Origin of the sequence: Marinobacter sp. CA1 (genome assembly GCF_020546665.1) — a bacterium.
Classification (GTDB): domain Bacteria; phylum Pseudomonadota; class Gammaproteobacteria; order Pseudomonadales; family Oleiphilaceae; genus Marinobacter; species Marinobacter xestospongiae.
The window spans coordinates 918774-931033 of record NZ_CP071785.1; the positions used below are offsets into that span (position 1 = coordinate 918774).

Annotated in this window: 11 protein-coding genes and 1 pseudogene; 11 read left to right on the forward strand and 1 reads right to left on the reverse strand. The window is 57.7% G+C overall.

Going from position 1 to position 12260, the window contains the following annotated elements; genetic code table 11:
* Positions 1 to 7 precede the first annotated feature (7 nt).
* The 4 genes from narJ (at position 8) to J2887_RS04250 (ending at position 3197) form a co-directional block, all read left to right on the forward strand.
* The gene (gene narJ, locus J2887_RS04235) at positions 8 to 748 is read left to right on the forward strand and encodes a nitrate reductase molybdenum cofactor assembly chaperone (protein WP_227174326.1); all 741 of its coding nucleotides are present in this window, start codon (positions 8 to 10) and stop codon (positions 746 to 748) included.
* Between the two features lie 20 nt (positions 749 to 768).
* On the forward strand, positions 769 to 1446 hold the full coding sequence (gene narI / locus J2887_RS04240; RefSeq protein ID WP_227174328.1) for a respiratory nitrate reductase subunit gamma: 678 nt from the start codon (positions 769 to 771) through the stop codon (positions 1444 to 1446).
* A 57-nt stretch (positions 1447 to 1503) separates the two neighbouring features.
* Positions 1504 to 2307, forward strand: a complete 804-nt coding sequence (locus J2887_RS04245; protein ID WP_227174330.1) for a peptidylprolyl isomerase — start codon at positions 1504 to 1506, stop codon at positions 2305 to 2307.
* A 188-nt stretch (positions 2308 to 2495) separates the two neighbouring features.
* Complete coding sequence (locus J2887_RS04250; RefSeq protein WP_227176046.1) at positions 2496 to 3197, forward strand: Crp/Fnr family transcriptional regulator; 702 nt, start codon at positions 2496 to 2498, stop codon at positions 3195 to 3197.
* Between the two features lie 88 nt (positions 3198 to 3285).
* Here J2887_RS04250 and J2887_RS04255 read toward each other — a convergent pair whose 3' ends face one another.
* Entirely contained in the window at positions 3286 to 3996 is a 711-nt protein-coding gene (locus J2887_RS04255) for a hypothetical protein (RefSeq protein WP_227174332.1), read from the reverse strand.
* Positions 3997 to 4219: 223 nt separating this feature from the next.
* Between J2887_RS04255 and J2887_RS04260 the strand changes: the two genes are divergently transcribed.
* The 7 genes and pseudogenes from J2887_RS04260 to J2887_RS04290 all read left to right on the forward strand — a co-directional run bounded on the left by J2887_RS04260 (position 4220) and on the right by J2887_RS04290 (position 11888).
* Positions 4220 to 5524 carry an ATP-binding protein gene (locus J2887_RS04260; RefSeq protein ID WP_227174334.1) on the forward strand — a complete coding sequence of 435 codons (1305 nt, stop codon included), beginning with the start codon at positions 4220 to 4222 and terminating at the stop codon, positions 5522 to 5524.
* Positions 5525 to 5665: 141 nt separating this feature from the next.
* The gene (locus J2887_RS04265; protein WP_227174336.1) at positions 5666 to 6382 is read left to right on the forward strand and encodes a response regulator; all 717 of its coding nucleotides are present in this window, start codon (positions 5666 to 5668) and stop codon (positions 6380 to 6382) included.
* Between the two features lie 93 nt (positions 6383 to 6475).
* The gene (locus J2887_RS04270) at positions 6476 to 6994 is read left to right on the forward strand and encodes a hypothetical protein (RefSeq protein ID WP_227174338.1); all 519 of its coding nucleotides are present in this window, start codon (positions 6476 to 6478) and stop codon (positions 6992 to 6994) included.
* A gap of 290 nt (positions 6995 to 7284) precedes the next feature.
* The gene (locus J2887_RS04275; protein ID WP_227174340.1) at positions 7285 to 7635 is read left to right on the forward strand and encodes a hypothetical protein; all 351 of its coding nucleotides are present in this window, start codon (positions 7285 to 7287) and stop codon (positions 7633 to 7635) included.
* Between the two features lie 138 nt (positions 7636 to 7773).
* Positions 7774 to 9356 (forward strand): annotated as a pseudogene (locus J2887_RS04280) (IS1182 family transposase).
* A gap of 345 nt (positions 9357 to 9701) precedes the next feature.
* Positions 9702 to 10640, forward strand: coding sequence for a hypothetical protein (locus J2887_RS04285; protein WP_227174342.1), 939 nt, complete (start codon positions 9702 to 9704; stop codon positions 10638 to 10640).
* A gap of 219 nt (positions 10641 to 10859) precedes the next feature.
* A complete protein-coding gene (locus J2887_RS04290) occupies positions 10860 to 11888 on the forward strand; it encodes an IS630 family transposase (RefSeq protein ID WP_227172648.1) in 1029 nt (342 codons plus the stop codon).
* Positions 11889 to 12260 lie beyond the last annotated feature (372 nt).

Below are 12260 nucleotides of genomic sequence, written 5' to 3' on the forward strand. Positions count from 1 at the left end.
ACCGACCATGCAGATTATTCGAGTCATTGCCCGCTTGCTGGACTACCCCACCGTGGAACTGCAGAGCGCCAAGGATGCCCTGGTCACCACGGTACTAGAGGATAGCCATCTGGCCACCCCGCACAAACAAGCGTTGCTGCGCTGCGTGGAGGTGTTCTGCGATGAGGACCTGATGGACCTGCAGGAAGCCTACGTCAGCACCTTCGACCGGGGGCGCTCGCTGTCGCTGCTGCTGTTCGAGCATGTGCACGGTGAATCCCGCGACCGCGGCCAGGCGATGGTGGACCTGCTCGGTGAGTACGAGGCCGCCGGCCTGGAGCTGGATGCCCGGGAACTGCCGGACTACCTGCCGCTGTTTCTGGAATTTCTCTCCACCCGGTCACAGGCGGAGGTGCGCCACTGGCTGGAGGACATTCACCACATTCTCGGGCTGCTGGCCGAACGGTTGTACCAGCGTGAGAGCCTGCATCACGCGCTGTTTGACGCCCTGCTGGATCTGGCCGGTCAGGCGCCGGACCGGCGCCAGCTGGCGAGCCTGGTGGCGGACGAGGTGCGGGATGACACCCCCGAGGCGCTGGACAAGGTCTGGGAAGAGGAAATGGTGCGGTTCGTGGATGATCAGGGCGGTTCCTGCGGCAGTTCCGGTGCGGTCGGCCAGCGCCGTCGCGAGCTGGAACAGGTACAGACCATCCACTTGAGCGATCAGCTGATGCCGGCGGCGGATCAGTTGCCGGCAGGGCGCGCCTGAGGGCGCAGGAGGGAATAACCATGTCTTATTTCAACACACTGATTTTCGGGATCTACCCCTACATCGCCCTGGCGGTGCTGTTTATCGGCAGCTGGCTGCGCTACGACCACGGCCAGTTCACCTGGAAGGCCGGCTCCAGCCAGATGCTGCGCAAGAAAAACATGGCGCTGGCCAGTGGTCTGTTCCATGTCGGTATTCTGGTGATCTTCTTCGGCCACCTTGTCGGTCTGCTGACGCCCCACTGGGCCTACGACTGGTTCATGACCGCCGGTACCAAACAGGTGATGGCGATTGTGGTGGGTGGTGTTGCCGGCGTGGCCTGCCTGGTGGGCGCGGTGATGTTGGCGGTGCGTCGCTTTACCGATCCCCGGGTCCGTGCCACCAGTACTGTGGCGGACGACCTCATCATTGTGCTGCTGGCAGCCCAGGTGGCGCTGGGGCTGCTGACCATCCTGCCCACCCTGGGCCATCTTGATGGCAGCACCATGCTGCGATTCTCCGCCTGGGCCCAGGGCATCCTGACGTTCCAGGGTGGCGCGGCGGCGCACATTGCCGGGGTGCACTGGATCTACAAACTGCACATTTTCCTCGGGCTGACCCTGTTCGTGGTGTTTCCGTTCACCCGCCTGGTGCACATGTTCAGCGCGCCGCTGGAATACGTGACACGACGCTATCAGGTGGTGCGTAAACGCGCCTAGTCAGCCATCTCGGGCAATTATTGCAGCCGATCATGACAGCCGACTGGAGGACCGATCATGCAGCTTATTCCCACCGGCGAAGCCGATAAGCCCCGCAACCAGTTTCCACCGGTGAGCGTTGGCGAGACCCTGATCCCGGAGGCGGACATCGCCGCCGAGTTGCAGCACCATCCCGCCACCGAAGTCAGCGAGGCCTGGCACCAGGCCGCCCGCAGTCTGGTGGTGCGGGAGCTGCTGCGCCAGGATGCCCGACGTCAGGGGATCTCTGGTGACAGTGAGGAAGCGGTGACCAGCCGGCTGCTGGAGCAGCAGCTGGCGATCCCGGACCCCGACGACGCCGACTGCCGCCGCTACTACGACGCCAATCCTGAGCGCTTCCGCAGTCCCACCCTGTTGGCCGCCAGCCACATTCTGTTGCCGGCGGCTCCGGACGACGGCGAGGCGCGGCAGCGTCAGCAGCGTCTGGGGGAGGAGCTGCTGGCGCTGCTCAGCCAGGGCGAGGCCAGCTTCGAGGCCCTGGCCCGGGAACACTCCGCCTGTGAATCCCGCCACCAGGGCGGCAGCCTGGGGCAACTGGTGCCGGGACAAACGGTGACCGAGTTTGAACGCCCGCTGTGGCACCTGCCGGAAGGAATCGCATCGACACTGATCGAATCCCGCTATGGCTGGCACCTGGTGCGTATCGACCAGCGCATCGAGGGCCGGATGCTGCCGTTTGAGCAGGCAAAACCCCGGGTACGGCAGTTGCTGCTGGAGGGCAGCACCCGTCGGGCCCTGCGCCAGTACCTGTTGGTGCTGGCGGCGGAGTTGGGGGTGGAGGGCGTCGATCTGGAGGTGTCCGGATCGCCGCTGTTGCAGTAAATTGCCTTTCTGATCCAGATCAAGTCGGTGTCAGAAAGCGGCCCGATACCCCCGATATACCCCCATCGGGGGAGCGCCAATCGGGCGGCAAGGCTCTATGATAAACACACATATCAAATATATGATTAGAGGAGCTGGTCATGGGGTTCGCCGAAGTCGTCAATACCAAGTTCAGTCAACCTGTACCGATGCCGGCGGAGGGCATCGAGACAGTCAGTGACGACCTCCGCGCCCTGCAGCAGCACCCACTGTTCCATGCCTTTGACGCGGTGGACTTTGCCCGGGTGATCCGCCAGGCCCGCCGGGTCCGGCTGGGACATCATCAGGTGCTGTACCGCCAGGACATGCCCGCCAGCCACTTCTACTTTGTGGTGTCCGGCTGCCTGCGACTCTACCGCCTGGATGCCTCCGGCATTGACCGCACCCTGGACAGCCTCGCCCCCGGTGACTGCTTCGCCGAGGTGATGATCTACGCCGATCCGGCACGTTACGCCTGCTACGCCGAGGCACTGAAACAGAGCGAGGTATTAATGATCCCGGTCAAGGCATACCGGGCGCTGTTGGCGGAGAATCCGGACTATGCCCAGCACGCGTTGCGGCACTATGCCAGCCGCGCGGTGTCGCGGTTCCATGATCTGGAGATCATGACCGTGCAGAATGCCCGGGACCGGTTGATCCGATATCTGGTTGACCTGCTGCCCGGTGGTGCCCGGGAGGGTGGCGAGGTGGAATTGCCATTGCCGAAGTGCCTGGTGGCGTCCCGTCTGGCCATGCAGCCGGAAACGTTTTCCCGCATCCTGGCCGAACTCAAGGCCAGTGGGTTGGTGCGGGTGAACAAGAGCCGTCTGTTCATACCCAACCCGACCCGATTGATGACCCTCTCCCAGTGAGTGGCGGCTTCGGCCCAACCACTCCGGCCTGAATGGGGCAGCCGCTGGCTGCCCCTTTTTTTGCCCTTCTGGAAGCCGGTGCGATGGCTCAGAAGTGGTAGGCCACGGTGATCATCGCCAGCCCCTGCACGTCCTCCAGCTTGTCTTCCACTTCCTTGCGCTCCCGAGCCAGGCTGCTGGCGTTGAGCACCTGGTTGGGATCAACCGCTGCCATGGACACATCGGCGTCCCGCATCGGGAAGATCAGCCCCAGTTCCATCATGAAATCGAAGCCGGGTTCGGCCTCCAGGCGGTTGCCCCAGCCCACGCTGAGGTAGGGGTTAACGCCCTGCTGGTTGGCGTCGAGGCTCAGAGACTCAAGGCTGTTGGCCGCCAGGTGCTGTCCCCCTACGTTGAGGACGTCACCGACGTCGGCGTTCCCTTCAATGTCGGTCTTTTGCCAGATCAGACCACCGGAGACGAAGATCTCGTCGGCCCAGCTTTTGAACGGGTACCAGTCCAGGCCGATCTGGGCGCTGTAGGTGCTCAGTTCGCCGTCGTCATAATCGATACCCTTGACGTTGACGCTGTCAAAATCGTCCAGATCGCCGTCCAGGCCGGCGAACTGGGCCCGCAGCTGGAACTGGTCATGGCCCATCAGTTTCCAGGGCAAACGGGTACTGACCATGGCACCGCCACCCTGGGAGCCCAGGGTCAGACCCGCGCTGTAGTCAGCGGCAAATCCCGGTACGGAGGCGGCCATCAGCAGGGCGGCGGCCAGGCCGCGTTGGAAGGAGGAAGGGAGAGTTGGCTGTTGCATGAGGTTTTCCTGTTTGGCAATGGATAAACGACCGACGGTTCCGGTCATGCCAGACAGCTTGCCGGGTCAGGGGCCGGGGTTCCTCAGTGGGTGTGTTGGGGTTTGTCATGGTTCTGTCGCGAAATCGTCACAATTCCCCACCCACTGGGGCTGGTCTCAGGTGATGAGCGGACTATGATTGGCGTTCCATCCGGCACGGGGCCGGGCTGTATCGGAGGCAACCATGATTCGACTGTTCATCAGTCTGTACCTGATCCTGCTGGCGGGTGTCTTCGCCTATAAGGCGATTGGACAATACGCCATCACCCCGATGGTCCACGACTGGATCGAGTTGGATCGTACCAACGACTACATTGGCGGCTTCTACATGTTGGATGCCCTGCACCAGCGCCTGCCCCCGGACGAGTTTGACGCGGTATTGGCGAACTACCCGGATCGATCCAACCTGCCACTGACCATGATGACCAGTACCGATACCGCCATTCCGGCCCCGATCCGGGAGCGGCTCGTCGCCGGAGAGAGCAATGTGCTGGATCTGGAGGCCGACATTATCTACCACCGCCTTTCAGGGCCTGAGTCGGGGCGGGTGGTGGCGCTGGGCCCCGTGGGCACCTATGAGCCGCTGATGGAGGCCTCACGCTGGTACGAACTGTCGATGTTTGTGGTGCTGGCGATGCCGGTGTTCTTCTGGCTGGCCCGGCTGCAGGCCAAGTTGCGGGGGCTGGAGCGGGTGGCGACCCGGTTGGGGGAGGGCGACCTCAGTGCCCGTGCCAGCGAGAAGGGTGGTGATCGGGTGGGCCGGCTCAATCAGGCCTTCAACCGTATGGCGGAGCGGCTGGAGAACCTGATCGCCAGCCATCGCAGTCTCACCAATGCGGTGGCCCATGAGCTGCGCACACCGGTAACCCGGGCCCGCTTCCAGCTCGACATGATGCGCCAGGAATCGGATGAGGCCGAACGTCAGGGGTATATGTACGGTGTCTCTGACGATATCGACGAACTTGCCGACCTGGTGGACGAACTGCTGACGTATGCCCGCTTCGACCGGGCGCCGCTGTCGCCGGCGCTGACGCCCCACAACCTCCACCAGAGTCTGGACAAGGTGGTGGCGTCCTACCGGCACAGCAGCGACATTCGGGTGGAGTATTCCGGGGTTTGGCACGCAGGTGACGAAAACAGGGCGATGGTGCCGTTTGAGCCCCGGCACCTGGAACGGGCCATTGGCAATCTGGTGGGCAACGCCCACAAGTACGCCCACAGCCGTATCCGCATCCTGGTGCGCCAGGACGGCGATCGTTGTGAGGTTGTGGTGGAGGACGATGGGCCTGGTATCCCGGTGGACGAACGACAACGTGTGTTCGAACCCTTCCGCCGGCTCGACAGCAGCCGCACCCGGTCCACCGGTGGGTATGGTCTGGGGTTGGCGATTGTGCGCCAGGTGGCGTTGTGGCACCGGGGCCGGGTCACGGTAACGGACTCTGACCTGGGCGGTGCCTGCTTTTGTGTGTCCTGGCCCACTGTCTGGTAGAACGACACACCGGCCGCTAGAATGCCGTGAGTATCTATCCCGTGAGTGCAATTCACTTGAGTACAGTTCACCTGAGTACAACAGCCCCGCGTTATCCGGGGCTGTTGTTGTTCCTGCCGCAACCCAAGGTTCTCGATCATCATGCCGAAAGTGCTGTTCGTAGAGGATGACGACAAGCTGGCGTCGCTTATTGAAAAGTACCTGTCCCAGCAGGGCTTTGAGGTGGAGGTCATTGCCGATGGCAGCGATGCGCCGGCGGCGGTGTTGGCCTCCCGGCCTGACCTGGTGATGCTGGACCTGATGCTCCCCGGCAAGGACGGCTTTACCATCTGTCGGGAGATCCGCTCTCACTATCCCGGTCGCATTCTGTTCCTTACCGCCAGTGAAGACGATATGGATCATGTGGCCGGCATTGAGCTGGGGGCGGACGATTTCATCACCAAACCGATCCAGCCCCGGGTGCTGCTGGCTCGCATCCGCATGCTGCTGCGCCGACAGGGCAATCAGCCCCATTCAACCGACAGCCAGCCCCGTGATCTGAGCTACGGTGGGCTGACCATCCACGGCGTGCGCCGGGCGGTGGTGCTGGATCAGGAGCCGGTGTCACTGACCGCCAGTGAGTTTGACCTGCTCTGGCTGCTGGCCAGCCACCCGGAGGAAGTGTTGTCCCGGGATTATCTGTACCGGACCCTGCGGGGCATTGAGTATGACGGTATGGACCGCGGTATCGACAGCAAGGTAGCCACCCTGCGCCGCAAGCTGGGAGACAGCGCGTCCATGTCCACCCGCATCATCACGGTTCGTGGCCAGGGCTACCTGTTTGCACCAGACAGCTGGGAAACCCGTAATACCGGCTAAAGACAAACTGGGGACAAATTCAAGACGTTGTGCATTGCAATAATGTGGACAATAGGACTACCCAGCAAGGACTGACTCACAAGGAACCCATTCATGCAAACCCCTGGTGCCTGCCAACACCTTCGTCGTCGCCTGGCACTGCCAGCGGCCCTGATGACCGTGCTGCTGAGTGGCTGTGGCGGCAATGACGACCCGATCTTCCGGGAGATCAACGAAGAGATCAAAGTGGATCTCAAACGCCTCGATATGAACCGGGACGCGCTTTACCCGGGCGAGAGCACCCGTCTGGAGTGGCGCTCGTCCGGCGCCCTGCTGTTCGATGCCCAGCTGTATCTGAGCGACGATGAAACCCTGTCCAGCGACGATCGTCGACTGGTAGACGAGGAATGCGGCGTGGAGCACGACGACCATTGCTCGGCCCTGCGCGAAGTCACCTTCCACTGCCGGTACGAGTCCGACAATGACTTCACCTGCCGCGAAGACGGCGATGTGCTGCAACGCAACAACCTCACCGACTATTTCCCTCAGCTGCCGTTCACCGGCTACCTGATCCTGGAAATCTGCGGCGACCGCAACTGCGACACCCGCCGTGAGCCCATCACGTTTTACTGACCCTGAACCCTCTGCTCTTCCCTAAAGCCTGCCGCCACGTTTGTGGCGGCTTTTTTACTTCCGAAACACGGAAAATAGACCTGTCCCGGCGTCACTGTTCTTTATACAGTAGTATTGGGTGCGCAAAATGTGGAAGCCAAGCGATTACATGGTGACCCAATGAGAAGTGCGCTAAGCTGTTGTTTAATCGAAAACTTGAACCCGTGCTGGGATGTGTGAAATGCGAAGTTATCTAGAATCGGCTTTTTCGCAATATCGCGGAACGCGGTCTAATTGCTGTTATGCACTTAATGAGGCCCGCAGTTATCGCCAAATCGAGCTTTTATAAAATCTGGTTGGTTGCCTTCATTCTGATGATGGGGTATCAGTTGTATTGGGTTCACGGGGAAGGGGTGGCGTTGTCGAGCCACTCGTTCTTCGTAGGGATCTTATCTGGCATTGCGATCTATCTGCTTGGCGTCTACAAGCTCAAAATTGAACCCACTAACGAATGGGGCTATGCAGTTGCCGCGATTTCGGTCGCGCTGGTCATGGCGGTGCTATCTGCTCTAGTGCTTCTTTTTGTTCCAAAGCTGGCTGGGGGCGCAGTTGTAGCAACATGGTTTTGTTCTTTATTCATCGATAGGCCCAGCAATGCATAACCAGCGGCATCACGGCGACCGCTTTTCCGCCGCTTCGCGGCTCCAAACCGGCGCATGTGCCGGGCGTTGAGGCTGTAGAAAAACCCCGAAATCCCCACCGGTTTTGCTAGGATTGAACAAACAGACAAGGAGTGTCCGATGCCAGAAGCCAAGCCCCGATTCCGGCCCTACAACCACGATCAAAACTCGATGGTGGTGATCAATTACCGGGATCAACTCCAGCCAGGCACCTTCGAGCACGCGGTTCACTACCTGGTCCAGCACAAGCTGGACCTGTCGATCTTTTATCCTCGGTACCGCAACGAGAACACCGGTCGTCGGGCCTACGACCCGGCCATCCTGCTGCCGGTCATTCTGTTTGCGTATTCCCGAGGCATCACCTCCAGCCGTGAAATGCAGTGGTGCTGCGAGACCAACATCCTTTTCAAAGCCTTATCCTGCGATACCGTGCCCCACTTCACCACGCTGGCGAAGTTCGTCAGCAGTCATGCGGATGAGATTGAGGAACTGTTCGAGCAGGTGCTGCTGGTGTGCCACGAGCAGGGTCTGCTGGGTAACGAACTCTTCGCCATCGACGGGTGCAAGATGTCGTCCGATGCCAGTAAGGAGTGGTCGGGCACCTTCAAGGAACTGGGCGAGAAGCGGGACAAGCTGCGACGACTGATCCGCCACCACCTGCGTGAACACTACGAGAAGGATGAGGCGGAGACCGAAGCCGAACTGGACCGGGACATCCGGCGGGCGAAGACGATCCTCTCGCTGGATGAATCGTTGAAAAAAGTAGACCGCTTCCTAAAGACGAACCGCCCAAGGATGGGCCGGGGGAAGCGGAGCAAGGAAGTGAAGAGCAACATTACCGATAACGACAGTGCCAAGATGACCACCAGCAAGGGCACGATCCAGGGCTACAACGGCGTGGCCACGGTGGACAAGAAGCACCAGGTCATCATCGACGCCCAGGCTTTTGGGGAAGGTCAGGAACACCACACCCTGCAACCGGTACTGGAAACCGTTGAAGCCCGCTACCGCAAGCTGGGCATTGCCGACAGCATCTACCAAAAAACACCATCATCACCGCCGACACCGGCTTCGCCAACGAAGCCAACATGAAGTACCTGCACAATCGACAGATCAACGGCTATATCCCGGACAACAAATTCCGTAGCCGCGACCCGAAGTTCCAGAATCAGAAAGCCAAATACGGCAAACGCCACCAGAGCCAGACGAATACCGGCTGGAAAAACATCATCCCGGCCAGTGAATTCCAGTTCGATCCGGTGAATCTGACGTGCATCTGCCCGGCGGGTGAATCTCTGACCTACCGGAGCCAGAAGGAAGCCGAGAACGGCAAGACCCGGGTTCACTTCGAAGGCCGTTTGCTGCAATGCCGGCACTGCCCCAAGAAGCACCGATGTATGCAGAACCCGACGTCCGCCGATCACCGCAAAGGCTCGGGAAAGCAGGTCTCGTTCACTATCGAAAACAAACGCCAGCCCAACTACACCGACTGGATGAAGCATCGGGTGGACAGCCCGGAGGGCAAAGCGATCTACAGCCACCGAATGTCGGTGGTGGAACCGGTGTTCGGCAACATCGGCACCACGAAACGATTGAATCGCTTCAGCCTGCGGGGCAAGAAGAAGGTGCAGGGCCAGTGGCAGTTATACTGCCTGGTGCACAATATTGAGAAACTGGCCAATTACGGGCGGTTGGTTGCATGAAGGCCAGAGGGCGGTATAGGTCGGAACCGATGCCACTGACCGCTCTATAGCTGGCTAAGCGACAATGCTTGAGAAAGAGTGGCGGTTGCCGACCAATAAAACAACGTGCCTGCCACCGGTGGGTGAATAAAAGAACAACTGAAAAGGCGGGTGGAAACGGCTCAGATATGGGTTTTTCTACAGCCTCGTTAGAACAAATAGGGCAATATGCAGACACCTCTACTCTCTATCGATAAAAACTACGAAGCACTAGAAGATAGTCAGGTTACCGCAAAGGTAATGGACTGCTATATATGCGCTATGAGCCTAAATCTACTGGAGTTTCCAAAACGGAAAGAGCATATATTGGAACTGGTAACCCACAGGTTTTCATACTGGGAGCGACTCATTAATGGAGCTGACAAGCTCTATTGGCTGAAAGCTGAAGGGCGGGGGTGGGCTGTTTTTTTGCCAAATCAGGACTGCGGTTTTACGAGAATCTACAGGTTCAAGCCTTCGAAAGAGCATGACATTCGCAGGGATTCACCTTGGGATATGGGAGACTGGAAAACAATTCAGTCTGAAGAGCCATTGCTGGATGTCCTGAGCTCAATTGAATACGTTTCAATATTCAAACACTGGAAAGATCACCGGTTGGAAGTGAATAGCGTTCCCACCGAATTTGCTGAGGGGCGTCTTTCAAACACAACTGTGGACAAAGCAATGCTAGTCACTAAAGGAAGTGGTTGCGCCGTTTGTGGTAAATCTGCGGGATCCAGGGCTACAACTACTCTAAGTGAACTCAGTACGGTTATGCTGTCGATTTCTCTTTGTGACATTCACCAAATAGAAGCAAGAGAACATCCCTGTGTTCTGAAATTCTTCGGAACTCTATTTTTTCTGGATCTCGATATACCAGATTTAATTAAATTAGACCATATTCCAGATGGACTTATTGTCCCGATGGCAAATGTTATAGCGTCTAATTTGGAAGCCGAATTTGATGAGCCACAGAAAAGGAAGCGCGGCTGGAATATAAGGTTTTCAATGCAAGACGGCTGGTCGTGGCTTCTTCGTCTTAATACACTAACTGATTATGCATATATGCTGTTTAATCCTAGCAATAAACAAGTTCACCGAATTGATTCTGCAGATGATCATCCCGATGTAGCATTTGGGCCGGATCATCAACATTTTAATCCTAAGACAAAGCGAGAGTCGATTGAGCCTAGCTTCTCTTATGGCATTCCGTTATTCGATTTTCCGTTGCTTGAGAATAGTAAGCAGTACCATGCAATGAAATAATGTTCTAACAAATGCGTCAACGCGACCGCTTTGTTCCGCTTACGCTCCAAAAATCGGCGCGTTACGCTCGCGTTAGCATTTAAAAAGGGAACTTCATGGATCTCATAAAGTATGTAATCAGCGCGGTAATTGGAGCTTTTATACTAATGAGTACGAAAGTAAGCGAACATCATTTATAATGCAGTCCCTATTCGCCAAGCTTATCGGATATCTCCCCTCATGCGCCATGACGACGGTCGTAAACTCGACCACAAGACATTGGAAGCCCTCCGCATTCGCGCCGTTCAACGTGTGATGGATGGAGAGAGTCCTGAAGTGGTCATCAAGGCTCTTGGCATGAGCCGGGCGCGGATCTATGAGTGGCTGGCGGCCTATCGCGAAGGTGGCTTTGACGCCCTCAAGGCGAAGCAGATTTCAGGCCGACCGAAGAAGCTGACCGGAGACCAGATTCGTGAACTCTACACTTGGATCACCTCATTCACGCCGGATCAACTGAAGTTCGAGTTTGCGTTGTGGACCCGGGCTCGCGTGCGTGAACTGATCCGCCGGGAGTTCAATGTACGCCTGAGCGATGTGTCTGTTGGGCGCCTACTCCGGAACCTCGGTTTGACACCTCAGAAACCGCTGCATAGGGCCTACCAGCAAAACCCGAAAGCAGTGGAACAATGGAAGAAAGAAACCTATCCAGAGATTCAAAAAGAGGCCAAGAAGGCAGGAGCCACCATCTTCTTCGGAGATGAGGCCACCATTCGCTCTGATTATCACAGTGGCACAACCTGGGCCCCTGCGGGCGAAACTCCCCTCATACGAGGGACTGGAAGCCGCTTCAGTCTAAACCTGATTTCTGCCATTTCGCCTCGTGGAGAGCTGCGCTTTAAAACGCTGCAGGGCACCATGAATGCCGAGGTGTTTATCGGTTTTCTCAAAGCTTTGGTTCGGGATGCTGACAAACCCGTGTTCCTGATTTTGGACAACCACCCAGTCCATCATGCCCGCAAGGTCAGAGAGTACGTGGACAATCTTGATGGCAGGCTCAGGTTGTTTTTCTTGCCGCCTTACTCCCCCGAACTGAACCCGGACGAGTCTGTCTGGGGCTACATCAAGTATCACCATGTGGGCAAGAAAGTCATCAACAACAAGGAGCAGCTCCGAGCTATCGTTTATCGGCAACTACGGCGATTGCAGAAATTACCAAAGCTCTTGAAGTCATTTTTCGGGCATCCGGAGCTGGCTTATATCTCGGCGTGATGTTCGCTTACTTTGTTTCGGATTAGTATCTGGTGTCGGTGTCGTACAGTTTCTGGACGATCGAATTGACGCCAAATTGGAGAACTTAGAGGACAAATTAGTGGTTTCACAACTGAAGCCACTAGAAAATCGGTTAAATAGTGTCGAGAACAAATCGCTTCCCGAGCTTGAAGTATTGCTCAAGGAAGGGGCGTACCAAGATGTCCAGTCCACATGGGTGCCAGGTGACAGCGCGTGCACCTTGCAGTGCCCGGCGGGCTTCGTTCTAAAGAGCTTTGCCTATGAAAATCCTCAGAGCGCCTCCGATTGTGGAAAGTATCGCTGTGTGTCGTTTACCGCCGAAATCACTCAATAGATGCTAACAAGCGCATG